Annotated in this window: 21 protein-coding genes and 1 other RNA gene; 18 read left to right on the plus strand and 4 right to left on the minus strand. The window is 73.2% G+C overall.

What is annotated here, in order from left to right:
• Positions 1-1,052: FHA domain-containing protein (locus ACFWAR_RS35835; protein ID WP_385786763.1), on the minus strand; the 1,052-nt coding region annotated here is incomplete at its 3' end.
• A gap of 436 nt (positions 1,053-1,488) precedes the next feature.
• Between ACFWAR_RS35835 and ACFWAR_RS35840 the strand changes: the two genes are divergently transcribed.
• Together ACFWAR_RS35840 and ACFWAR_RS35845 are read left to right on the plus strand one after the other, a co-directional pair.
• Positions 1,489-3,222 carry a protein kinase gene (locus ACFWAR_RS35840; RefSeq protein WP_385786765.1) on the plus strand — a complete coding sequence of 578 codons (1,734 nt, stop codon included), beginning with the start codon at positions 1,489-1,491 and terminating at the stop codon, positions 3,220-3,222.
• A 164-nt stretch (positions 3,223-3,386) separates the two neighbouring features.
• Positions 3,387-4,646 carry a serine/threonine-protein kinase gene (locus ACFWAR_RS35845; protein WP_385786768.1) on the plus strand — a complete coding sequence of 420 codons (1,260 nt, stop codon included), beginning with the start codon at positions 3,387-3,389 and terminating at the stop codon, positions 4,644-4,646.
• Positions 4,647-4,740: 94 nt separating this feature from the next.
• On the opposite strand, the gene ACFWAR_RS35850 is transcribed toward ACFWAR_RS35845, so the two are convergent.
• Positions 4,741-5,778, minus strand: coding sequence for an isopenicillin N synthase family dioxygenase (locus ACFWAR_RS35850; protein ID WP_385786771.1), 1,038 nt, complete (start codon positions 5,776-5,778; stop codon positions 4,741-4,743).
• Positions 5,779-6,102: 324 nt separating this feature from the next.
• On the opposite strand from ACFWAR_RS35850, the gene prfB reads away from it, so the two are divergent.
• Positions 6,103-7,212 carry a peptide chain release factor 2 gene (gene prfB, locus ACFWAR_RS35855; RefSeq protein ID WP_385786774.1) on the plus strand — a complete coding sequence of 370 codons (1,110 nt, stop codon included), beginning with the start codon at positions 6,103-6,105 and terminating at the stop codon, positions 7,210-7,212.
• A gap of 132 nt (positions 7,213-7,344) precedes the next feature.
• Here the strand turns inward: prfB and ACFWAR_RS35860 are convergent, their stop codons facing one another.
• A complete protein-coding gene (locus ACFWAR_RS35860) occupies positions 7,345-7,539 on the minus strand; it encodes a hypothetical protein (RefSeq protein ID WP_283448847.1) in 195 nt (64 codons plus the stop codon).
• A 225-nt stretch (positions 7,540-7,764) separates the two neighbouring features.
• Between ACFWAR_RS35860 and ftsE the strand changes: the two genes are divergently transcribed.
• The 7 genes from ftsE (at position 7,765) to ACFWAR_RS35895 (ending at position 12,429) form a co-directional block, all read left to right on the plus strand.
• Entirely contained in the window at positions 7,765-8,454 is a 690-nt protein-coding gene (gene ftsE / locus ACFWAR_RS35865) for a cell division ATP-binding protein FtsE (protein ID WP_385786778.1), read from the plus strand.
• 9 nt (positions 8,455-8,463) lie between these two features.
• A complete protein-coding gene (gene ftsX / locus ACFWAR_RS35870) occupies positions 8,464-9,387 on the plus strand; it encodes a permease-like cell division protein FtsX (protein WP_385786781.1) in 924 nt (307 codons plus the stop codon).
• A gap of 67 nt (positions 9,388-9,454) precedes the next feature.
• The gene (locus ACFWAR_RS35875; protein WP_385786784.1) at positions 9,455-10,648 is read left to right on the plus strand and encodes a S41 family peptidase; all 1,194 of its coding nucleotides are present in this window, start codon (positions 9,455-9,457) and stop codon (positions 10,646-10,648) included.
• Positions 10,649-10,666: 18 nt separating this feature from the next.
• Complete coding sequence (gene smpB / locus ACFWAR_RS35880) at positions 10,667-11,152, plus strand: SsrA-binding protein SmpB (RefSeq protein WP_351050137.1); 486 nt, start codon at positions 10,667-10,669, stop codon at positions 11,150-11,152.
• Positions 11,153-11,247: 95 nt separating this feature from the next.
• Positions 11,248-11,636, plus strand: a transfer-messenger RNA (tmRNA) gene (gene ssrA, locus ACFWAR_RS35885).
• Positions 11,637-11,776: 140 nt separating this feature from the next.
• Positions 11,777-12,121 carry a hypothetical protein gene (locus ACFWAR_RS35890; protein WP_385786787.1) on the plus strand — a complete coding sequence of 115 codons (345 nt, stop codon included), beginning with the start codon at positions 11,777-11,779 and terminating at the stop codon, positions 12,119-12,121.
• Positions 12,118-12,429 carry a hypothetical protein gene (locus ACFWAR_RS35895; protein ID WP_385786790.1) on the plus strand — a complete coding sequence of 104 codons (312 nt, stop codon included), beginning with the start codon at positions 12,118-12,120 and terminating at the stop codon, positions 12,427-12,429. The genes ACFWAR_RS35890 and ACFWAR_RS35895 overlap by 4 nt, the downstream gene beginning before the upstream one ends.
• Here ACFWAR_RS35895 and ACFWAR_RS35900 read toward each other — a convergent pair.
• Positions 12,368-13,669 carry an MFS transporter gene (locus ACFWAR_RS35900; protein WP_385786792.1) on the minus strand — a complete coding sequence of 434 codons (1,302 nt, stop codon included), beginning with the start codon at positions 13,667-13,669 and terminating at the stop codon, positions 12,368-12,370. The two genes, ACFWAR_RS35895 and ACFWAR_RS35900, sit on opposite strands and share 62 nt — an antisense overlap.
• A 102-nt stretch (positions 13,670-13,771) precedes the next feature.
• On the opposite strand from ACFWAR_RS35900, the gene ACFWAR_RS35905 reads away from it, so the two are divergent.
• From ACFWAR_RS35905 to ACFWAR_RS35940, 8 genes are all read left to right on the plus strand, one after another.
• Positions 13,772-14,740 (plus strand): LysR family transcriptional regulator, encoded by a 969-nt coding sequence (locus ACFWAR_RS35905; protein WP_385786795.1) that lies wholly within the window; start codon positions 13,772-13,774, stop codon positions 14,738-14,740.
• Positions 14,741-14,852: 112 nt separating this feature from the next.
• Positions 14,853-16,214: a nitrate/nitrite transporter gene (locus ACFWAR_RS35910; protein ID WP_385786798.1), complete on the plus strand. Its 1,362-nt coding sequence runs from the start codon at positions 14,853-14,855 to the stop codon at positions 16,212-16,214.
• Between the two features lie 99 nt (positions 16,215-16,313).
• Positions 16,314-17,468 (plus strand): uroporphyrinogen-III synthase, encoded by a 1,155-nt coding sequence (locus ACFWAR_RS35915; protein ID WP_385786801.1) that lies wholly within the window; start codon positions 16,314-16,316, stop codon positions 17,466-17,468.
• Between the two features lie 201 nt (positions 17,469-17,669).
• On the plus strand, positions 17,670-18,221 hold the full coding sequence (locus tag ACFWAR_RS35920) for a GNAT family N-acetyltransferase (protein ID WP_385786805.1): 552 nt from the start codon (positions 17,670-17,672) through the stop codon (positions 18,219-18,221).
• Between the two features lie 64 nt (positions 18,222-18,285).
• A complete protein-coding gene (locus ACFWAR_RS35925) occupies positions 18,286-18,855 on the plus strand; it encodes a CGNR zinc finger domain-containing protein (protein ID WP_385786808.1) in 570 nt (189 codons plus the stop codon).
• A 138-nt stretch (positions 18,856-18,993) separates the two neighbouring features.
• The gene (locus ACFWAR_RS35930; RefSeq protein WP_385786811.1) at positions 18,994-21,300 is read left to right on the plus strand and encodes a HelD family protein; all 2,307 of its coding nucleotides are present in this window, start codon (positions 18,994-18,996) and stop codon (positions 21,298-21,300) included.
• A gap of 426 nt (positions 21,301-21,726) precedes the next feature.
• Positions 21,727-23,151, plus strand: a complete 1,425-nt coding sequence (locus ACFWAR_RS35935; RefSeq protein WP_385786814.1) for an NAD-dependent malic enzyme — start codon at positions 21,727-21,729, stop codon at positions 23,149-23,151.
• Positions 23,152-23,466: 315 nt separating this feature from the next.
• Positions 23,467-23,748, plus strand: a complete 282-nt coding sequence (locus tag ACFWAR_RS35940) for an HU family DNA-binding protein (RefSeq protein WP_007264399.1) — start codon at positions 23,467-23,469, stop codon at positions 23,746-23,748.
• The last annotated feature ends 97 nt before the right edge of the window (positions 23,749-23,845 follow it).

Consider the following 23,845-nt stretch of genomic DNA (forward strand, 5'->3'; position numbering starts at 1 on the left):
CCCGGCCCGCCCCAGTGCGCCGCCTCGGCCCCTCCCCCGCCCGGGGGGGCGCCCCCGGGGTGGCGGGTCCGGGGGCCCGCGGGGGGGCCGTCCGCGGCGCGGGCGCCGGGGCCGGTGTCGGAGCCGGGGCCCCCGGCGGCGGGCCAGGCGGTGGCCGGGTGGCCCGAGCGCGTGCCGCCCGCCGGGGTGTCGGACCGGGAGTGCGCCGCGTGCGGGGCGGGTCCGGGGCCGGTGGGCTCCGGGTGGCCGCCGGTCCTCCCGGCGCCGCCGTCGCGGGCGGGGTACGGGCCCGCGCCCGCGGTGGCGGGCCGCGGGCCGGGGGCGTGCGCGGGGGCGTGTTCAGGGGCGTGCCCGGGGTGCGCGGCGCCCGGGCCGTCGGGGTCGGCGCCGGAGTCGGGGGCGGTCGGGGCCGGGAGGGCCAGGTGGCCCTGGAGGTCCGGGGTCAGCGCGAGCGTCGGCGCGGCCGGGCCCGCCAGCCGCAGGGTGGACTCGCCGACCCGCAGCAGCGCTCCCGGCGCCAGCCGGACCGGGGCGCCCGCCACCGGGATCCCGTCCAGGGCGGTGCCGTTCGTGGAGTCGAGGTCGGCGACGCTCACCCGGCCGTCCTCCGTGACCGTCACCGCGCAGTGCAGTCGGGACACGTCGGGGTCGTCGAGCGGCACGTCCGCGTCCGCGGAGCGGCCGATCCGCAGCGAGCCGGGGTGCAGCAGGTGCACGCCGCCCGCGTCCGGTCCCGCCACCACGTGCAGCTGGGGCGCGCCGAGGCCCTCGTCCGGACCGGGCGCCACCTCCGCGACCGGGGTGTGCAGGGCCAGTACGGCCCCGTCGACCAGGGGCGGCTCGCCCAGCACCCGGCGCTGCGGATCGAGCCGCTCCGCACCGGCGTAGAGGACCACCGTGCCCCCCGTGTCCGGGCCCGCCACGGTCGCCGCCAGCCCGGAGGCCACCGCGGCCAGCGGGGTGCCGACGGGCGCGGTGACGAGCACGTCACACGTCGCGGGCGCGATCTGGTGGCCGCTGCGCGGCCCGAGGACGGTCAGCCGGATCTGCATCGCCGTCAGCGGTCCCTTCTGCGCGGTGCGCGCTGCGTGCGCCCGGCAGGGGAACGGCGGGGCATGACTGCCCGTTGGCCCCCCACCCGGCGCGGACGCGTCGTCCGGTCAGGTCATGCGGAGAGGAGGGCTCCCGACCCCCCACTCCGTACGGGTGCATCCTCGCACCTGTCACCGACAACACGCCCGACACCCACCCACAAGTGATCTTGATCGATCGTGCGTCCGTTCACGCACCGAACGGATACGGACAGCCACCTGCGGAAAATCGCCACGGGCATACCCCGCAAATGTCACTCTTCGTATATATGTACGGCAACCATCGCTGGACGCCCAGCGTCTTCCCTCGGGACACCACCTAGAGTGGGTCGGAAAAACTCTGGGAAAAGCAGCAGTCGGAAGACGACAGCAGGACGACAGCAGGGGAGCGCGAGACGTGCGGCCAGTCGGCAGCAAATACCTGCTCGAGGAGCCGCTCGGACGCGGCGCCACGGGTACCGTCTGGCGCGCCCGCCAGCGCGAGGTCGCGGGCGCCGAGGCGGCGGTCGCCGGACAGCCCGGCGAGACCGTGGCCATCAAGGTCCTCAAGGAGGAGCTGGCCCACGACCCGGACGTCGTCATGCGCTTCCTGCGCGAGCGCTCCGTCCTGCTCAGGCTGACCCACCCCAACATCGTCCGCACCCGCGACCTCGTGGTCGAGGGCGACCTGCTCGCGCTCGTCATGGACCTCATCGACGGTCCCGACCTGCACAAGTACCTGCGGGAGAACGGGCCGTTCACCCCGGTCGCCGCGAGCCTGCTGACCGCCCAGATCGCGGACGCGCTCGCCGCCAGCCACGCCGACGGCGTCGTGCACCGCGACCTCAAGCCCGCGAACGTCCTGGTCGACGAGCGCGACGGCCAGATGCGCCCGATGCTCACCGACTTCGGCATCGCGCGCCTCGCCGACTCCCCGGGCCTCACCCGCACCCACGAGTTCGTCGGCACGCCCGCCTACGTCGCCCCCGAGTCCGCCGAGGGCCGCCCGCAGACCTCCGCCGTCGACATCTACGGCGCGGGCATCTTGATGTACGAGCTGGTCACCGGCCGTCCGCCGTTCGCGGGCGGTACCGCGCTGGAGGTGCTGCACCGCCACCTCAGCGAGGACCCGCAGCGCCCCTCGACCCTGCCCGAGCCGCTGTGGACGGTCATCGAGCGCTGCCTGAGCAAGGAGCCGGACCTGCGGCCCAGCGCCGTCAGCCTGGCCCGCGCCCTGCGCGTGGTCGCCGCGGGCATCGGCGTGCACTCCTCCGCGGCCGAGGTCGAGGCCGCGCTCGGCGTCGGCGCGCTGCTCGCGCCCGACCCGGCGCCCGCGCCGGTCCCGCAGACCCCGGGCGCCGCCGACCCGACCCAGGTGCTGCCGCCCGTCAACGGACCCATGGGCGCCTACGACCCGAACGCGGCCACCAGCGTCATGCAGTCGATGCCGCCGGCCCCGCAGCACGCGCCCGGGGCCGACCCGACCGCGGTGCTGCCGCCCGTACAGGCGCCGGACCAGCCGCACCCGTGGCAGTCGCAGATGCGGGCCGCCCGGGACCGCAACGAGCAGACCCAGATGCACTACCTCGACCCGGCCGACGACCCGCTGCGCCGCAGGCCGCAGCGCCAGGCTCCGCCGCAGCAGCAGTACCAGCAGCCCCAGCAGTACCAGCAGGGGCCGCCGCAGCAGTACCAGCAGCCGCAGCAGCGCCAGCCCCAGCAGTACCGGCAGCAGCCTCCGCAGCAGCAGTACCAGCAGCCGCAACAGCCGCAGTACCAGCAGCGGCCCCAGCAGCCCCAGTACCAGCAGCAGCCGCAACAGCAGCAGCCGCAGCACCAGCCCCAGCAGTACGCCGGGGCGCCCGCCCAGCAGCCCCGCCAGCCCCAGCGGCCCGCCCCGCGCGAGCCGAGGGAGCCGCGCGAGCCGCGCCGCCGCAGTGCCAACCCGATGCGGATCCCCGGGCTCGGCTGCCTCAAGGGCTGCCTGTTCACCCTGGTCCTGCTCTTCGTGGCGGGCTGGCTGGTCTGGGAGTTGACCCCGCTCCAGGAGTGGGTGGGCACCGGCAAGGGCTGGTGGGACCAGGTCTGGACCTGGGGCTCCGAAGTGAAGCAGTGGTTCGGCGACCTCGGCGGCACGGGCTCCGCCACCTGACGCCGGGACTGCTCCTTAGCGGTGAGTTCGTGGATTTGTCGACTTCCAGGACACGATTTCGCCCACAGAAGTGAAGGTCGTCGCGAATCGGGCCCCCTGCTGGCCTCCAACCCCCACGCGGCCGCGTAGCTTTGGTGTGTACGCCAGCCGCTGAGGGAGCAGTCGTGGCACGGAAGATCGGCAGCCGGTACACCGCGCACCAGATCCTTGGGCGCGGCAGCGCGGGCACGGTATGGCTGGGCGAGGGGCCCGAGGGCCCCGTCGCCGTCAAGCTGCTCCGTGAGGACCTCGCGTCCGACCAGGAGCTGGTGGGGCGGTTCGTCCAGGAGCGCAGCGCGCTGCTCGGCCTGGAGCATCCGCACGTCGTCTCGGTCCGCGACCTCGTCGTGGACGGCAACGACCTCGCGCTCGTCATGGACCTGGTCCGCGGTACGGACCTGCGCACCCGGCTCGACCGCGAACGGCGGCTCGCCCCCGAGGCGGCGGTCGCCATCGTCGCCGACGTCGCGGACGCGCTCGCCGCCGCGCACGCGGCCGGGGTGGTGCACCGCGACGTCAAGCCCGAGAACGTGCTGCTCGACATGCAGGGCCCGATCGGCCCGGGCGGGGCGCACCCGGCGCTGCTCACCGACTTCGGCGTCTCCAAGCTGATCGACTCCCCGCGCCGGGCCGCGCCGCCGCCGGGCGGCAGCCGGGCCGTGGCGCCGACCACCCGGATCATCGGTACGCCCGACTACCTGGCCCCCGAGATCGTCGAGGGGCTGCCGCCGCGCGCCGCGGTGGACATATACGCGCTCGCGACCGTCCTGTACGAGCTGCTCGCCGGGTTCACGCCCTTCGGCGGCGGGCACCCGGGGGCGGTGCTGCGGCGGCACGTGACCGAGACGGTGGTGCCGCTGCCGGGGATCCCCGACGAGCTGTGGCAGCTGATGGTCCAGTGCCTGGCCAAGGCCCCCGCCTCGCGGCTCAGGGCCTCCGAGCTGTCCGCCCGGCTGCGGGACCTGCTGCCCCTGCTGAGCGGGATGCCGCCGCTGGACGTCGACGAGCCGGACGATCTGGAGGAGGAGCCCGAGGAGGCCGCTCCGGCCCCCGCCGATCCGGTGCGGCGGCGGGGCGTGGTGCCGCTGGTTCCGGGGTCGGCGACGGACTCGAACCGGGACACGCACACCTCGATGCGGGTGCCGGGGCCGGACGAGTTGGCCGGGGGTGCGCTGGGGACGGCCCGGGTGCCGAGGCCCGCCGGTGGGCACCGGCCGGGGTCCGCGCGGCACCGGGCCGACACCGTGCGCAAGCGGCGGCTGATGCTGTCCCTGGCGGGGGCGGTGCTGGTGGTGGCCGTGTCCGTCGGCGGCTGGCTCGCCGCGTCCGGCGAGGACCCGCCGCCCGCCCAGGACAGCAAGCACTCCGTCCCGTCCCGCCCGTAGCCGAGCCCCGGCCCCGGCCCCTCCGGGGGCGCCTCAAACGCCGGCGGGGCTTGATGTGGCCGGCGTTCGAGCGGCCGGCCCCCGGAGGGAGGGGTTACGGGGTCAGGAGGGTCGGGTGCCAGCGGCGGGCGACCTGGGGGTGGGCGCGTACCCAGCCCTTGAGTTCGTTGCGCCCGTACTCCGCGTGCAGCGGATTCGCCGCGTCCTGCGCGAGCCCCGGCGCCGCCCGCAGGTAGTCGCCCGGGACCGTCCCGACGACGGCGTCCAGCCGCGGGTTGTAGAAGAACGGCACCGAGTACCGCTCCACCGCCCCCGGCGGGCTGACCACCCGGTGGTCGGTGGCCCGGAGGTAGCCCTGGGTCGCGATCTCCAGCAGCTCGCCCAGGTTCACCACGAACGCCCCCGGCAGCGGCGGCACGTCCAGGAAGCCGTCCCCGCGGCGGACCTGGAGCCCGCCCACCGCGTCCTGGAGGAGCAGGGTGAGGAAACCGTAGTCCTTGTGCGCCCCCACCCCCTGGTCCGTCCCGGACGGCGCGGAGCCGGGGTAGCGGATCAGCTTGGTGTGCAGGTGGGGGCGGTCCGCGAAGGCCGCGTCGAAGAAGTCCGCCGGGGCGCCGATGGACGCGAGCAGCTCCTGGAGGAGCCGGTGGGCCACCGCCGCCAGCCGGGACTGCCACTCCAGGACCACGGTCCGCAGCTCGGGCAGGGCCGCGGGCCACTGGTTGGGCCCCTCCAACCACAGGTACGCCGGGTCCCCGGGCCCCACCGGCGGCGCGGCCCGCTCCGCGCCCACGTCGAGCTGGTCGCGCCAGTCGGAGGCGCCGCCGGTGAGCTCGTGCCCGATCCGCGTGTACCCCCGGAAGTGGGGCGAGTTCAGGTTGCTCACGGCGAGCCGGTCGGCTTCGGGGAGCGCGAAGAAGGCGCGGGTCACGGCCAGGACGCGGGCGCTCTCGTCGGCCCCGATGCCGTGTCCGGTCAGGTGCAGGAAGCCGGTGTCCCGGGCGGCGGCGTGCAGCTCCGCGCGGAAGGCGTCCCGCTCGGCGGGGTCGTCGGCCCGGGAGAGGTCCAGGACGGGGAGCGGGGCGGGGTGCGGAGCGGGAAGGGAGATCGGGGAAGGGTGCGCGGACGGCATGACGGCTCCGTTTCGGATGTCACGTGGTCCTGTTCCCCAGAGGTGGCGGGGACAGCGGGTGGGAGGGGGCCGCCGACAGGGGTGGCGTCGGGGCCGCGCGAGCCGCGTACAGGACCGGGGGCGAATCGATCAGCTGGGGAAATCAGGCTGTGGTTCGGTCCGGCGGCAGACAGCCCGTCGTCGTGACACGCATGTAGTCCACATGGCGGCGGATGACGAGGAAGACGGTCATACGCCGAGCGTACGCCCGTTCGGGTCGCCCTTCGTAGAGGGGTATCCGGCCTGGCCGGACGGGCCCGTCCGGGGACCGGCTACGCTGGACCCGTGGCAGTCGTCGATGTTTCCGAAGAGCTGAAGTCCCTCTCCTCGACCATGGGGTCGATCGAGGCCGTCCTGGACCTCGACAAGTTGAGGGCCGAGATTGCCGTGCTCGAAGAGCAGGCCGCGGTGCCGTCCCTGTGGGACGACCCCGAGGCCGCCCAGAAGATCACGAGCAAGCTTTCCCACCTCCAGGCCGAGGTCCGCAAGACCGAGACCCTGCGCGGTCGGATCGACGACCTCGAAGTCCTCTTCGACCTCGCCCAGGAGATGGACGACGCGGACACCCTGGCCGAGGCCGAGACCGAGCTGGTCTCGGTCCGCAAGGCGCTGGACGAGATGGAGGTCCGGACCCTGCTCTCCGGCGAGTACGCCGAGCGCGAGGCCCTGGTCAACATCCGGGCCGAGGCCGGTGGCGTGGACGCCTCCGACTTCGCCGAGCGCCTCCAGCGCATGTACCTGCGCTGGGCCGAGCGGCACGGCTACCCGACCGAGGTCTACGAGACCTCGTACGCGGAAGAGGCCGGCATCAAGTCGACCACCTTCGTCGTCAAGGCGCCCTACGCCTACGGCACCCTGTCGGTCGAGCAGGGCACGCACCGCCTCGTCCGGATCTCGCCCTTCGACAACCAGGGCCGTCGCCAGACCTCCTTCGCGGGCGTCGAGGTGCTGCCGGTCGTCGAGACCAGCGACCACGTCGAGATCGACGAGGCCGAGCTGCGCGTCGACGTGTACCGCGCCTCCGGCCCCGGTGGCCAGGGCGTCAACACCACCGACTCGGCGGTCCGCATCACGCACCTGCCGACCGGCATCGTGGTCTCCTGCCAGAACGAGCGCTCGCAGATCCAGAACAAGGCGAGCGCGATGAACGTCCTCCAGGCCAAGCTGCTGGAGCGGCGCCGCCAGGAGGAGAAGGACAAGATGGACGCCCTCAAGGACGGCGGCAGCTCCTGGGGCAACCAGATGCGCTCCTACGTCCTGCACCCGTACCAGATGGTCAAGGACCTGCGCACCGAGTTCGAGGTCGGCAACCCGCAGGCGGTGCTCGACGGCGAGATCGACGGCTTCCTGGAAGCCGGCATCCGCTGGCGCAAGCAGCAGGAGCAGGCCTCCTAAGGCCCCTCCCGCGGGCCGTGGAGGCCACTGAACAGCCGAGAAGCCCGGACCCCTGGCAAGGGGTCCGGGCTTCTTCGATCGGTACGTGCGGCTTCACCGCGGGCCGTCGTCCGGCCCGGGCCGCCCACGCAGCTACGCGGCCTGGTGCGCCACCAGGGCGAGCGCCGCCACGAGCACCACCATGAGCGCGATGAGCGTCATGGGGTTGAGGTTGGCGAAGGGGCGGTCCTCCTGCTGGAGGCGCTCCCTGTTCGCCCGGCACACCGGGCAGCGGCCCTGACTGACGGGCGCGGCGCAGTTAGCGCACACGAGCCGGTCATATGTCATGCGCTGTCCTCCTCTCGTCCCCATGTACAACGGCAGTGGGAAGCAGTCCGTTCCCCCTACCACTGTGCCAGCTCCCGCGACATTCGGCGCGGCCCGTCCGGGCAAACGCGATCCGAGCTCTCCCGCACCGGGGGATATAACGGACAACTCCGGATGCCGGGTCCCTAGCCTGCGCCCATTCGCGTATGGTCACGCTCACCTACTCCCGGCGACCGTGGTGCACCCGTGATCCGATTCGACAGTGTGTCCAAGTACTACCCGAAGCAGAGCCAGCCCGCACTCAGGGACGTCTCCCTGGAGATCGTCAAGGGCGAGTTCGTCTTCCTGGTCGGCTCCTCCGGCTCCGGCAAGTCCACCTTCCTGCGGCTGATACTGCGCGAGGAGCGGGCCAGCCAGGGGCAGGTCCACGTACTGGGCAAGGACCTCGCCAGACTCTCCAACTGGAAGGTCCCGCACATGCGGCGCCAGCTGGGGACCGTCTTCCAGGACTTCCGCCTGCTCCCGAACAAGACGGTCGCGGAGAACGTGGCCTTCGCCCAGGAAGTCATCGGCAAACCCCGCGGCGAGATCCGCAAGGCCGTCCCCCAGGTCCTGGAACTGGTCGGACTGGGCGGCAAGGAGAGCCGGATGCCCGGCGAGCTGTCCGGCGGTGAGCAGCAGCGCGTGGCCATCGCCCGGGCCTTCGTCAACCGCCCGGCGCTGCTCATCGCGGACGAGCCGACCGGCAACCTCGACCCGACGACCTCGGTCGGGATCATGAAGCTGCTGGACCGGATCAACCGGACCGGCACCACCGTGATCATGGCCACGCACGATCAGCAGATCGTCGACCAGATGCGCAAGCGTGTCATCGAACTCGAACAGGGCCGTCTCGTGCGCGACCAGTCGCGCGGCGTCTACGGCTACCAGCACTGAAAGGACGCCATGCGCGCCCAGTTCGTCATGTCGGAGATCGGCGTAGGCCTCCGCCGCAATCTCACCATGACCTTCGCGGTCATCATTTCCGTGGCCCTGTCGCTGGCCCTGTTCGGTGGCTCCCTGCTCATGCGCGACCAGGTGAGCCAGATGAAGGGCTACTGGTACGACAAGGTCAACGTCTCGATCTACCTCTGCAACAAGAACGACGCCGAGGCCAGCGCCGGTGCCTCCTGTGCCAAGGGCGCGGTGACGGCGGAGCAGAAGAAGCAGATCGAGGCCGACCTCAAGAAGATGGACCTCGTCGAGACGGTCGCCTACGAATCGTCCGACGACGCCTACAAGCACTACAAGGAGCAGTTCGGGCACACCGCCCTGGCCGCCTCCATCACCCCGGACCAGATGCCCGAGTCCTTCCGCGTGAAGCTGAAGAACCCGGAGAAGTACAAGGTCATCACCACCGCCTTCGCCGGGCGGGACGGGGTCCAGTCGGTGGAGGACCAGCGGACCGTGCTGGACAACCTCTTCCGGCTGCTCGGCTACCTCAACGTGGCCGCCCTCGGCATCATGCTGATCATGCTCGTGGTGGCGCTGCTGCTGATCGTCAACACGGTGCGCGTCTCGGCGTTCAGCCGTCGGCGGGAGACCGGGATCATGCGGCTGGTGGGAGCCTCCAGCTTCTACATCCAGGTGCCCTTCATCATGGAGGCCGCCTTCGCCGGGCTGATCGGTGCGGCGCTCGCCTGCGGCATGCTCGTCTCCGGCCAGTACTTCGTGATCGACCACGGCGCGGGGCTGCGCCAGAAGATGGAACTGATCAACTTCATCGGCTGGGACGCGGTCCTCACCAAGCTCCCGCTGGTGCTGGTCATCGGTCTGCTGATGCCCTCCCTCGCGGCGTTCGTGGCGCTGCGCAAGTACCTGAAGGTGTGACGAGCGCCCCGCGGGCGGTGTGGCCAACCAGCCGTGCCGGCGCGGGGCTTGTCCTAGACTCGGCGCCATGCCGGGCCGTCCCGTCCCTCACTGTCTCCGGCCCCGCGACCTGCGTCGCGGGGCCGCCGTGACGTTGGCGCTGCTCGGCGCCCTGGGCGGGCTGGGCGCCGCCGTCAGTTCCGGGTACCGACCCGACCCGGGCGAGGGGGGACGTACCCCCACCGGTACGAGGGCCCCCGCGCCCACCGGCGCCGGGAAGCCCGCGACGGCCGACCGGGACGCCGTCGCCCGGGCCGCGGCCGAGGCCGTCGCCGAGGGCAAGTCGGGCAAGAACGCCGCCCAGGACGTGGTCAGCCGCAGCGGGGACCGCTGGGGCGTGGTCTACGACCAGGGCGAGTACGCCTCCTTCGAGGACGACCTCGACGGCCGCTACACCGGGGTCGGGCTCTGGGCCGAGCGCGGCCGCGACGGCCGGATCGCCGTGACCCGGGTGCAGCCCGACGGGCCCGCCGCGCGCGCCGGACTGCGCGCGGGCGACCGGCTGACCCGGGTGGACGGGGAGCCGGTCACCGGGTCCACGGTGGCCCAGGTGGTGGCCCGGCTGCGGGGCGACGCCGGCACGGCGGTGACCCTGGAGGTCGTGCGCGACGGCGCGGACCTGACCGAGACGGTGCGCCGGGCCCGGCTGAGCACCGAGGCCGTGACCGTCCGCGAGCTGGGCAAGAAGGTGGTCGTCATCAAGGTGTCCTCCTTCACCCGCGGCTCGGGCGAACGCGTCCGGGAGGCCGTGCGCGCGGCCCCCGCCGGGGCCGGGGTGCTGCTGGACCTGCGCGGGAACCCGGGCGGCCTGGTCACCGAGGCGGTGACGGCCGCCTCCGCCTTCCTGGACGGCGGGCTGGTGGCGACGTACGACGTGCGGGGCGCCCAGCGCGCCCTGTACGCGGACCGGGGCGGGGACACCGCCCGGCCGCTGGTCGCGCTGGTCGACGGCGGCACGATGAGCGCGGCCGAGCTGGTCACGGGCGCGCTCCAGGACCGGGGGCGGGCCGTGACGGTCGGCAGCCACACCTTCGGCAAGGGGTCGGTGCAGATGCCGACCGAGCTGGCGGACGGCTCGGTGGCCGAGCTGACGGTGGGGATCTACCGCACTCCGGCGGGCCGCAGCCTGGACGGCCGGGGCATCAGCCCGGACCTGACGGCCGCCGAGGGGGCCGAGGAGCGGGCCCGCACGGTATTGGGTGGCCTCGGGGTGGGTCCTTAGTGCAAAAATGGCCGCACTATGGCTAAGGAAAAAGGGCGCAAGCTGATCGCCCAGAACAAGAAGGCGCGGCACGACTACACGATCATCGACACCTACGAGTGCGGTCTCGTGCTCACGGGTACCGAGGTCAAGTCCCTGCGCCAGGGCCGTGCCTCGTTGGTGGACGGCTTCGTGTCGGTCGAGAGCGGCGAGGCCTGGCTCTACAACGTGCACGTGCCGGAGTACAGCCAGGGCACCTGGACCAACCACAGCGCCCGCCGCAAGCGCAAGCTCCTCCTGCACCGCGAGGAGATCGACAAGCTGGACTCGAAGACCGGCGAGACGGGCAACACGATCGTGCCGCTCGCGCTGTACTTCAAGGACGGCCGGGCCAAGGTCGAGATCGCGCTCGCGAAGGGCAAGAAGGAGTACGACAAGCGCCAGTCCCTCCGGGAGAAGCAGGACACGCGCGAGACGAACCGGGTCATCTCGGCCGTGAAGCGCAAGGAGCGCGGCGAGCTTTAATCTCCTGGCATCCCGTGGTCCACTTCGCGTACCATGGGCGCAGCACGTACCCCCCGGGGTCGTGTGAGCCGTACCAACTGAATAGCGTGAAACATGGGGATGATCGGTTTCGACAGCGGATGTCGATGCAGGGGAAGCGAGCCGAGGAAGCGGCAATGATCTCGTTAACCACCTGTCGCAAAAAATAATCGCCAATTCCAACAGCGATAACTCCCGCTTCTCCCTCGCTGCCTAATAACAGCGAACTGAAGCCTCTGTGAGGAGCGTCAGCCCGGAAGTGGTCCCGGTCCGGATCCTGGCGTCAACTAGGGATCTAAACCTCTAACCCCGGTCACGGGGGCTAGGGGGAAATCAAACAGTGACTGAGCCCGTCGGAGACTTGTCCGTGTGATCTCCGGGGCCGAGAAAAGCGCAGCGGAATGCGCTCGGAGAAGCCCTGCTTCTGCACCGCTGGACGCGGGTTCGATTCCCGCCATCTCCACCACCCCATGTGTGGCCCCTGGCCCGGCGAGTCCTTCGCCGGGCCAGGGGCTTTTTGCTGCCCGCGCCGGCACCTCGGCGCTAGGCTGCGAAGGACGTCCCGCCGAGGTGCGGGCAGGCCGCACGAGACGGAGGAGGGCACCCATGACCACCGCTGCCGTTGGCGGACCGGGCATCCCGGCGATGCCCGAGAGGACCCCCCGGGCCTTGCGCGAGGCCATCGCCCAGCACGCTCCGCAGCTCCTGCCCGACTTCGACGCGCACTGGAAGCGGGACATCGCGGATGCCTACGACATCGCGCCGGTTCCGGCGTTCATGGCCCGATGGTGGGGCGAGTACGCCATCGCGCGGGACCCCCTGTTGGAACAGCAGGTGCACCGCTTGGAGGACGAGGCGGCCGAGGCGAGCGACACCGACCGGGCGAAGGCGCTCTTGGAAGAGGCCGGACACCTCCGCCGCCGGGCCCGCCAGGTGGAGCCCGGCCGGTGACGGACGACTTCATGGGACCGCCCTGGCAACTGGACTGGGTCGAGGCGGCGAGGACCTACCGGGACGCTCTTCCGGAGGAAGTGCGCAAGCAGGTCCGGGAGGGCGTCACCGAATTGGTCACCGCTCGCAATCCGTACCTTCCGCAGGACGAACTCCCCACGGGACTGTATTTGGAGCCGGCTCGGTCCAGCCGTCCGAGGGGCCCGCACATCCTGGCCTTCGACCGGGGAAGGGGATGGCTGCGGTTCACCTTCGTGCACCGCGCAGAGGATCCGCAGATCGTCGTCGAAGAGATCTTCTGGCAGTGACGCAGAGGGCCGCCGCGGCGGCTGCGGCCGGGAGGGCGTAGGACGCGGTGGGGCCCAGGTGGTCGATGGTCGCGCCCGCGGCGGCCGAGCCGGCCGCGATGCCCGTCAGGATGGCGGTGACGGCCAGGGTCATGCCCTCGTTGAGGCGGGCCGCCGGGGTGGCGCGCTGGACCAGGGCCATGGCCGTCACCATCGTCGGGGCGGTGGCCATGCCCGCGAACAGCAGGGCCGCGGCCAGGGCGGGCACCGATCCGGTGGTCGCCGCCGCCCAGGGCAGGGTCATCAGGGCGGCCAGGGCGCCGACGCAGCCCAGCAGGCCGCGCGGGCGCACGGCGCCGTAGAGCAGGCCGGCCGCGCAGGAGCCCGCCGCCTGGAGGGCCAGGACCGGTCCGGCGGTCGCGGCCAGGCCGTGGCCGGTGAGGAAGGCGATCGAGGTGACCTCCATCGAGCCGAAGACCGCGCCCAGCGCCAGGAACAGCGCCAACAGCCCCCACAGCCCCGGGGAGCGCAGCGGCGAGCGGTGCCGGGTGCGCCCGGCGGGCGGGGGCTCGGTGGCCCGCCGGGAAGCGAAGAGGAGCATGCCGGTGAGCAGCAGGGCCGCGCCGGTCAGGGTGCCCGCCTCGGGGAAGGCCAGGGAGCACAGGGTGGCGGCGAGCACCGGGCCGAGCAGGTAGCACAGCTCGTCCGCGGCCTGCTCGAAGGACATCGCGGTGTGCCGGGCGGCGGGGGAGTCGCGCAACAGGTGGGTCCAGCGGGCCCGGGAGAGGCCGCCGATGTTCGGGGTGGTCGCGGTGGCGGCGTAGGAGGCGAAGAGGGTCCAGGCGGGGGCGTGCGTACGGACGCACCACACCAGGCAGAGCGAGCCGAGCACCGCGATCACGGTGGCGGGCAGGGCGATCCGGGCCTGGCCGTGCCGGTCGACGAGCCGGGCGGTGAAGGGCGCGACGACCGCGGTCGCGGCGAGGCCGGTGGCGGTGACCGCCCCCGCGAGGGCGTACGAACCGCGCTGGCCCGCGATCATCAGCACCGCGCTGATCCCGAACATGCCCATGGGGAGCCGGGCGAGGAGGTTGCCCGCGGTGAAGGCCCGGGCGCCCGGGACGGCGAACAGCCGCCGGTACGGGCCGGGCGCGCGCCGGTACGGGCCGGGGGCGCGCCGGTGGACGGCTCCCGGCGCGGCGAGGACCAGGGTGGTGCCGGTGACGGCCATCAGCGGGGCGGTGGGCGCGGTGAGGGGCATGGAAGAAGCCTCGGGGCCGGTCCCGGGCGCGGTCCAACACCTGTTCCGGGGTGATTCACGCACCCCTGTTGTGAATCGGGGCGGGCCGGATAGGCTGCCGCGGTGAACGCGCGCGAGGTGGACCCCCGGTTGCTGCGCGCCTTCGTCGCCGTCGCCGAGGAGCTGCACTTCACCCGGGCCGCCGCCCGGCTGTACGTCGCCCAGCAGGCCCTCAGCCGCGACATCGGCCGCCTCGAACGCACCCTGGGCGCCCGGCTCTTCGTCCGCACGACCCGCCAGGTCGAGCTCACGGCCGACGGGGAACGGCTGCTGCCGCACGCCCTGCGCGTGCTGCGCGCCCACGACGCGCTCGCCGCCGCCTTCGGCGCGACCGAGCGGCCCCTGCTCGTCGACCTCAACTCCGAAGGCCCCGGCACCGCCCGCCAGGTGCTGGACCGGGCCCGCGAACTGGCCCCGGAACACGAGCTGATGGCCCGATTTGAGAGCGGACTGACGCACAGCGCCGGGGAGATCGCCGCCGGCCGCCTCGACGTGTCCTTCGGCCGGTTCGGCGGCCTCGCCCCGGCCCTGCGCGCCCGCCTCGCCCACCAACCGGTGCGCTTCGAACCGCTGGCCGTCGTACTGCTGGAGGACCACCCACTGGCGGCCCTGGACACCGTGCCCGTCGCCGCGCTGGCCGGGGAGAGCGTCTACGCGGGCGCCGGGAACCCGCGCACCCTGGAGTGGACCGACCTGGCCCGGCGCCTCTTCGCGGGACGCGGCACCGCGCTGGCCCCGCCCGCGCCCGTCGCCGTCGGCAAGGAGGAGTTCCGCCGGGTCATGGCCAAGACCGGCCACCCGGTGCTGGCCACCGTCGACTTCCCGGACATGCCGGGCTGCGTGCGCCGCCCGCTGACCGCCCCCGTGCCGCTCTCGCCGCTGTCCATGGTGTGGCGCGAGGGCTTCGACCACCCCGGGCTCGGCGCGCTGCGCACGGCCGCGGCCGCACTGGGCGCCGTACGCGGCTGGCTCGACCTGCCGGACGGCGGCTGGCTCCCCGACGGCGACGCGGAGCTCATGCGCTCACATTGAGCCGCCGCGCCGGGTGAGTGCACGGTATCCCCGCGGTCATCCGGCGGGGACCGGGGGCGAAACGAGCCGTCCCTACGGTCGTCATCACGGACACGAGAGCAGTGGAGGCGTGATGACCGCACCGCGCACGGGCGGCCGCTGGATCGAGCGGTGGGATCCCGAGGACGAGACCTTCTGGCAGGAGACGGGGCGCAGGACGGCCCGGCGCAACCTCCTCTACTCGGTGCTCTCCGAGCACGTCGGCTTCTCGATCTGGTCGCTGTGGTCGGTGATGGTCCTCTTCATGGGCCCCGGCTACGGCATCGACGCGGCCGGGAAGTTCACCCTGATCGCCACCGCGACCTTCGTCGGCGCGCTGGTGCGGATCCCGTACACCTTCGCCGTCGCCCGCTTCGGCGGCCGCAACTGGACGGTCTTCAGCGCGCTGACCCTGCTCGCGCCGACGGTGGCCGCGCTGGTGGTGATGGAGCCGGGGACCTCGTACGGGACCTTCCTGCTGGTCGCGGCCCTGACCGGGGTCGGCGGCGGGAACTTCGCCTCCTCCATGACCAACATCAACGCCTTCTTCCCGCTGCGCGAGAAGGGCTGGGCGCTCGGCCTGAACGCGGGCGGCGGCAACATCGGCGTCCCCGTCGTCCAGCTCGCCGGACTGCTGGTCATCGGCGTGGCCGGGGCGGGGCACCCGCGGATCCTGCTCGCCGCCTACATCCCGCTCATCGTGGTCGCGGCCGTGCTGGCGGCGACCCGGATGGACAACCTGGCGCCCGTGCGCAACGACACCGGCGCGGTCCGCGAGGCCCTGCGCGACGCGCACACCTGGATCATGTCGCTGCTGTACGTCGGCACCTTCGGGTCCTTCATCGGCTACAGCTTCGCCTTCGGGCTGGTCCTGCAGACCCAGTTCGGCCGGACCCCGCTCCAGGCCGCGTCCCTGACCTTCATCGGGCCGCTGCTCGGCTCGCTGATCCGGCCCGTGGGCGGGCGGCTCGCCGACCGGTACGGCGGCGCGCGGATCACCCTCGCCACCTTCGTCGCGATGGCGGCGGCCACCGGCGTGGTCATCACGGCCTCGGTGCGGTCCTCGCTGCCCGTGTTCCTGACCGGGTTCGTGGCCCTGTTCGTGCTCAGCGGGCTCGGCAACGGATCGACCTTCAAGATGATCCCCGGCATCTTCCAGGCCAAGGCCCTCGCCCGGGGCATGGGGGGCGAGGCCGCGGCCGCCTACGGGCGGCGGCTCTCCGGGGCCGCCATGGGCCTCATCGGGGCCGTGGGCGCGCTCGGCGGGCTGGGCATCAACCTCGCCTTCCGGGAGGCCTTCACCACGTCCGGCACGGGCACCACCGCCTTCGCCACCTTCCTCGGCTTCTACGCCGTCTGCTGCGCGGTGACCTGGGCGGTATACCTTCGCCGGCCCGCCGCGCGGTCCGGTGCCACTGCGGACGCGGCCGCCAAGCCGCAGCTCACATCGGTGTAACGGCGGTTAACGACGCCGAAATACGGGTGAACCGAGCCTGACACGACGCCTTGACAGGCTCGGCACACCCTCACACCCCCTTGCGCAAGGCAGGTCACCATGGACGACACACGGACCGGCCCGTCCGCCACCGGGCCGCTCGCCGGATTCACGGTGGGGGTCACCGCCGCGCGGCGCGCCGACGAGCTCATCGCGCTGCTGCGGCGGCGCGGGGCGGTGGTCCTGCACGCGCCCGCGCTGCGGATCGTGCCGCTCGCCGACGACAGCGAACTGCTGGCCGCGACCAAGGAGCTCATCGGCTGCCCGCCCGACACGGTCGTCGCGACCACCGCCATCGGCTTCCGCGGCTGGATCGAGGCCGCCGACGGCTGGGGCATCGGCGAGGAGCTGCTGACCCGGCTGCGGGCCACCGAGCTGCTGGCGCGCGGGCCGAAGGTGAAGGGCGCGGTCCGGGCCGCCGGGCTGGTCGAAGCCTGGTCGCCGAAGTCGGAGTCGCTCGCGGAGGTACTGGACCGGATGCTCGCCGCCGGGGTCGCCGGCCGGCGGATCGCGCTCCAGCTGCACGGGGAGCCGCTGCCCGGGTTCGTGGAGGCGCTGCGGGAGGCCGGGGCCGAGGTGATCGTCGTACCGGTGTACCGGTGGATGCCGCCGGAGGACCTGGGGCCGCTCGATCGGCTGCTGGACGCGGTGGCCGCGGGGACGGTGGACGCCGTCGCCTTCACCTCGGCGCCCGCCGCGGCCTCGCTGCTGGCGCGGGCCGAGGCGCGGGGGCTGGCGCGGGCGGTGCTCGACGGGCTGCGCGCCGGGGTGCTGGCGGCCTGCGTGGGGCCGGTGACGGCGCTGCCGCTGGAGGCGCGGGGGGTGGAGACCGTCCAGCCGGAGCGCTTCCGGCTGGGCCCGCTCGTGCAGGTCCTGTGCCAGGAGCTGCCGGGGCGGGCCCGGGTGCTGCCGGTGGGCGGCCACCGGGTGGAGATCCGGGGCCACGCGGTGCTCGTGGACGACGAGCTGCGGCCGGTGCCGCCCGCGGGGATGGCCCTGCTGCGGGCGCTGGCCCGGCGGCCCGGGTGGGTGGTGGGCCGTGCGGAACTCCTCCGGGCGCTGCCGGGGGCGGGCCGCGACGAGCATGCCGTGGAGACGGCGATGGCGCGGCTGCGGGTGGCCCTCGGGGTGCCGAAGCTGATCCAGACGGTGGTCAAGCGGGGGTACCGGCTGTCGCTGGACGCGGGGGACTGTTCGGGTGCGCCCGAGGCCTGAGCTTCCCGGAGGGGCGGGGGTGGCCCCGCGCCGCTGCCGGGGCTCCGCCCCGGACCCCGCGCCTCAAACGCCGGCGGGGCTGGATGTGGCGGGGCTCCGCCCCGGGCCCCGCGCCTCAGACGCCGGCGGGGCTGGAGCGGGGCTGAGGGGGGGGTGGTGATGGGTCTGGGTGTGTGGCGGGGGTGTCGGTACGGTGGGGTGATGATCGTTGACGGAGTGGACATGCGGGAGGTCGCGGTCGGCGACGCCGCGGGGATGGCCGACGCGCTGGCGCGCAACCGCGCCCACATGGGGCCGTACGAGCCGCCGCGACCGGTGGACTTCTACACCGAGCACGGGCAGCTCGAGCGGATCGAGGCGACGCTCGCGGAGCGGGAGGCCGGGCGCACCCGGCAGTACGTGCTGGTCGAGGCGGACGGCGGCGGCGCGCTGCTCGGGACCATCACGCTCCAGAACATCGTGCGCGGCCCCCTGTGCAGCGCCGGCGTCGGGTACTGGGTCGACGGGGAGCAGACCGGCCGGGGCCTGGCCTCCGGGGCGCTCGCCGAGGTGATCCGCGTGGCCCGCGACGAGCTCGGCCTGCACCGGCTCGCGGCCGGGACCCTGCTGGACAACCTCGCCTCGCAGCGCGTGCTCGCCAAGGCCGGCTTCGAGGAGTACGGCGTCGCCCCCCGCTACCTGTACATCGACGGGGCCTGGCGCGACCACCGGCTCTTCCAGCTCCTCCTGCACGACGATCCGCCCGCTGCATGAGGCTTCCGCCCGGGCCCGCCCCGGGGGCACTCTGGTGGGGCGTCGACCGAGGCGGGTGACGGGCATGTGGTTCGAGTCGGGACGGGTCTGCCTGGACCTGGTGGCCACCTCAGGGCCGCCCGAGGGGATCGCGGACAGCGCCGGGTTGAGCCTGTGGCTCACCGGGGCCGGACTGGTGCCCGGGCGGACCCCACCGGCCCGCGTGGAGGCGGACTGGCTGGAGCCCTTCCGCGCGCTGCGGGCGGACGTGGCCAGCCTGGTGGCGGCCGAGCTGAACCACCGCGCGCCCGCCGAGGAACCGCTCGCCCGGGTCAACGCGCGGGCCGCCGGTCCACCCCCGGCACTGTGTGCCGTACGCGACCGGGACGGACACCTGGTGCGCGAACTGTGCGGCGGGGCCGCCGCGGTGGGCTGCGCGGCGCTGCTGGCGGCCGTCGCGCGCGACGCGGTGGAGCTGCTCACCGACCCCGGCGACCGCGATCGCCTGCGCGCCTGCGAAGGTGAGGGCTGTACCCGGGTCTACCTGGACACCTCGCGCGGCCACCGGCGGCGCTGGTGCTCCAGCGAACTCTGCGGAAACCGGGAGCGGGTCGCCCGGCACCGCGCCCGGGTGCTCGCCGCGCGTCCCGCGTAGCGCATACATGCTCATATCGGCCTCATGGCGCCTTGCGCGCCCGCATTTCGCGCGCCCGCGCGCGGAACGGGCGTGCGGACACCCGCTTTGTTCGCGTACGGTTGACGGTCGCCCAATGCACGTCAGAAGGGGGCCTTGGTGGCCGCGCAGGATGCCGCTGTCGACAGCACGGCGGATTCCGTCCGCGATCGCGAGATCGCGGTCGAGCAGACTCATCTGGACCAGGTGTACCGCCGCCTTGAGGAGAAGATCCACGAGGCCGAGTTCCTGATGAACGACGCGGCCAAGCGGGGTCAGGTCGGTACCCCCGGCGCCCTCGCGGAACGCGACGCCCAGGTCTTCCGCGCCGGGATCCATCTCAACCGGCTCAACAACGAGTTCGAGGACTTCCTCTTCGGGCGGATCGACCTCGTCGTCGGCAAGGACGGGGAGCGGGGCGCCGACGGCGCCTACACCTCCGTGGAGCCGGCCGAGGACGCGATCCGTCCCGACCTCACCGCCGACATCGCCGAAACCCTCCACATCGGGCGGATCGGCGTGCTCGACAACGACTACGCACCGCTCGTGATCGACTGGCGCGCGCCCGCCGCCGCGCCGTTCTACCGCTCCACGCCCAAGGAGCCGGGCCGGGTGGTGCGCCGCCGGGTCATCCGCTCCAAGGGCCGCAAGGTGCTCGGCGTCGAGGACGACCTGATGCGTCCCGAGGTGACCGCCTACCTCGACGGCCGGGAGCTGCCCGCGCTCGGCGACGGCGCGCTGATGGCCGCGCTGGGCCGGGCCCGTACGCACTCCATGCGCGACATCGTCTCCTCCATCCAGGCGGAGCAGGACATGGTCATCCGGGCCCCCGCCGCCTCCGTCGCGGAGGTCGCCGGCGGCCCCGGCACCGGCAAGACCGCCGTCGCCCTGCACCGCGCCGCCTACCTGCTCTACCAGGACCGGCGGCGCTACTCCGGCGGGATCCTGATCGTCTCGCCGACCCCGCTGCTCGTCGCCTACACCGAGGGCGTGCTGCCCTCGCTCGGCGAGGAGGGCCAGGTCGCCATCCGGGCGCTCGGCTCGCTGGTCGACGGCGCCGAGGCGAGCACCTACGACGAACCGGCGGTCGCCCGGATCAAGGGCTCCTCGCGGATGCTCGCGATCCTGCGCAAGGCCGTACGGGGCGCCCTGGAGCTGGGCGGCGCCCCCGAGCGGCTGCGCGTGGTGGCCTTCGGGCGCCGCCAGGAGCTGGAGGCCGACGAGCTGAACCGGATCCGCCAGGTCGTCCTCGGCGGCACCGCACCGGTCAACCTGCTGCGCCCGCGCGCCCGCAAGCTGCTGCTGGACGCCCTGTGGGCGAAGTCCGGCGGCGCGGGGCGGCACACCGACCGGGAACTCGCCGCCGAGCTGCGCTCCGGCTTCGACGAGGACATCTCCACCGAGGACGTCTTCATCGACTTCCTGAACGCCTGGTGGCCCGAGCTGACCCCGCGCGGGGTCCTCGCCACCATGGCCGACGAGCGGCGCCTGGGCCGCTGGGCCCGCCGGGTGCTGAACCCGCGCGAGACCCGGCTGCTGGCCCGCTCGCTGCGCCGTACGGGCACGGACGGCTCCGGCCCCCTCTCGGTGCACGACGTGGCGCTGCTGGACGAGCTGCAGTTGCTGCTCGGCGCGCCCGCGCGGCCCAAGCGCAAGCGCGAGCTGGACCCGCTGGCCCACCTCACCGGCCTGGAGGAGCTGATGCCGGGCCGCGAGGAGACCCAGTGGGAGCGGGCCGAGCGGCTGGCGGCGGAACGCACCGAGTACGCGCACGTGATCGTGGACGAGGCCCAGGACCTGACGCCGATGCAGTGGCGGATGGTGGGCCGCCGCGGCCGGACCGGCACCTGGACGGTGGTGGGCGACGCCGCCCAGTCCTCCTGGAGCGACCCGGAGGAGGCGGCGGCGGCCCGCGACGAGGCCTTGGGGCGCCGCCCGCGCCGCAAGTTCACGCTGACCGTGAACTACCGCAACCCCGCCGAGATCGCCGAGCTGGCGGCCCGGGTGCTGCGCCGGGCCATGCCGGGGATGGAACCGCCCACGGCGGTCCGCTCCACCGGCCTGGAGCCGCGCTTCACCGCGGCCGGCGAGGACCTGGGCGCGTGCGTGCGGGAGGAGACCCGGCGGCTGCTGGAGCAGGTCGACGGCACGGTCGGCGTCGTCGTGGCGATGGACCGGCGCGCGGAGGCGGCCGAATGGCTCGCGGAGCTGGGGCAGCGCGCGGTGGCGCTGGGCAGCCTGGAGGCCAAGGGCCTGGAGTACGACGCCACGGTGGTCGTCTCCCCGGCGGAGATCGCCGAGGAGTCCCCGGCGGGCCTGCGGGTGCTCTACGTGGCCCTGACCCGGGCGACGCAGCAGCTCACGGTGGTGTCCGGCGCGCTCGACCGGCCCGACGGGGCCGGGGTGCCGGAGCTGCTGCGGGACTGAGGCCCGTACGGCCATCCGGTCGGCGGCCGGACGCGTGGCCCTTCAGGTCAACTGTCCTGAGGGGGGACGCTTCCGGCGAACCTTTGTTAGCCTGGACTACGGCACCGACTCGATCCAAGCCCCCGGGCCCAACCTTCGTCGCCTAGAGCGACCACTTGCCGCGAGGCGAGCATGGCGGGTCGGTGTCGTACACGTAGAGAACAGGTCCGCGTTCCCCGCTCAAGGCGGGGGGCGCGGACCTGTTTTGCGTTCGGCGGGACTTCCGCGATACCCACAAATCTCGTATGGTGGAAGTGTCTTTCCGAAATTTGTAGCTGGTTACCTCATACCGGCCGGTAGGTGGGACGATCGGACAACAGGTCCTGCCACGCCTGCCGTGTGCGGGGCCCGTGTACAGCGAACCTTGGACAGCAGAGGAACACGGACATGGCAACGGCGCCCAGCGTCTCGTACTCGATGACGGTCCGACTGGAAGTGCCCGCGAGCGGTACCGCGGTCTCCCAGCTCACCACCGTCGTGGAGTCCTCCGGAGGGTCGGTCACCGGCCTCGACGTGACCGCCTCCGGCCACGAGAAGCTCCGGATCGACGTCACCATCGCGGCGACGTCCACGGCCCACGCGGACGAGATCGTCGAGAAGCTGCGCGGGATCGAGGGCGTGAGCCTGGGCAAGGTCTCCGACCGCACGTTCCTGATGCACCTCGGCGGCAAGATCGAGATGGCGTCGAAGCACCCCATCCGCAACCGTGACGACCTCTCCATGATCTACACCCCGGGCGTGGCCCGCGTGTGCATGGCGATCGCCGAGAACCCCGAGGACGCGCGCCGCCTGACCATCAAGCGCAATTCCGTCGCAGTCGTGACGGACGGGTCGGCCGTGCTGGGCCTGGGCAACATCGGCCCGATGGCCGCGCTGCCCGTGATGGAGGGCAAGGCGGCCCTGTTCAAGCGCTTCGCCGGGATCGACGCGTGGCCGATCTGCCTCGACACCCAGGACAGCGACGAGATCGTCGCGATCGTCAAGGCGATCGCCCCGGGCTTCGCCGGGATCAACCTGGAGGACATCTCCGCGCCGCGCTGCTTCGAGATCGAGGCCCGGCTGCGCGAGGCCCTGGACATCCCCGTCTTCCACGACGACCAGCACGGCACCGCCATCGTCGTCCTCGCCGCCCTCACCAACGCACTGCGCGTGGTGAACAAGGCCGTTGGCGACGTGAAGGTCGTCATGTCCGGCGCGGGCGCGGCCGGTACGGCCATCCTCAAGCTGCTCCTCGCCGCGGGCGTCAAGAACGTCGTCAGCGCCGACATCCACGGCGTCGTGCACGCCGGCCGGCCCGACCTGATCGACGCCGCCGGCGAGTCGCCGCTGCGCTGGATCGCCGACAACACCAACCCCGAGGGCTACACGGGCACGCTCAAGGAGGCCGTCGTCGGCGCCGACGTGTTCATCGGCGTCTCGGCCCCGAACGTCCTCAGCGGCGAGGACGTGGCCGCCATGGCGGAAGGCGCCATCGTGTTCGCGCTCGCGAACCCGGACCCCGAGGTGGACCCGGCCGTGGCCCGCCAGACGGCCGCCGTCGTGGCCACCGGCCGCTCGGACTTCCCCAACCAGATCAACAACGTGCTGGTCTTCCCGGGCGTCTTCCGCGGCCTCCTGGACGCCCAGTCCCGCACGGTCGACACCGGCATGATGCTGGCCGCCGCGAGCGCGCTGGCCGACGTCGTCACCGGGGACGAGCTGAACGCGAACTACATCATCCCGTCCGTCTTCAACGACAAGGTCGCGGGCGCCGTCGCCGGCGCGGTCCGCAAGGCCGCCTCCGCCGCTGTGACGGGCCCCACGTCCGCCTGAGCCACCGGGCGTCCCTCCCCGGCGCGTCGCGGGATGCGGGCCCGCCGGGGCGCCTCTAGGGTTGCGGGGATGCCCGCGTGGTACGCGGTCCGCGTCCCACCGGTGCGGACAGAGCGTCACAGCGGCGTGACTGTGGCGCTTTTCGTGTGACCCTGGCGGGTGCCGGATTGGCTTTCCCGCCGCTGGTGGGGGCAGGATGCGTAACCGGGCGAGAGGGTCTGACGTTCAGACCCGGGTCCGGGGACTGTCCTAGGGCCCTGGCAGCATCGGCTTCGATCTCACGCCTCATAGGCAAGTTGAACACGGGAGTACAACATGAACCGCAGTGAGCTGGTGGCCGCTCTGTCCGAGCGCGCCGAGGTGACCCGCAAGGACGCCGACGCCGTTCTGGCCGCGCTCGCCGAGACCGTCGGCGAGATCGTCGCCAAGGGCGACGAGAAGGTCACCATCCCCGGCTTCCTGACCTTCGAGCGCACCCACCGTGCCGCTCGCACCGCGCGCAACCCGCAGACCGGCGACCCCATCCAGATCCCGGCCGGCTACAGCGTGAAGGTCTCCGCGGGCTCCAAGCTCAAGGAAGCCGCCAAGGGTAAGTAAGTCCCCCTTGCAGGCCCCTGGCCAGCAGTAGTACCGCGTGGTGCCGCGCCCGGCGCGGCACCTACGCGAGAAGGGCGGCCACCCCCTCGGGGGTGGC

The sequence above is a fragment of the Streptomyces sp. NPDC059917 genome, assembly GCF_042730635.1.
Lineage (GTDB): Bacteria > Actinomycetota > Actinomycetes > Streptomycetales > Streptomycetaceae > Streptomyces.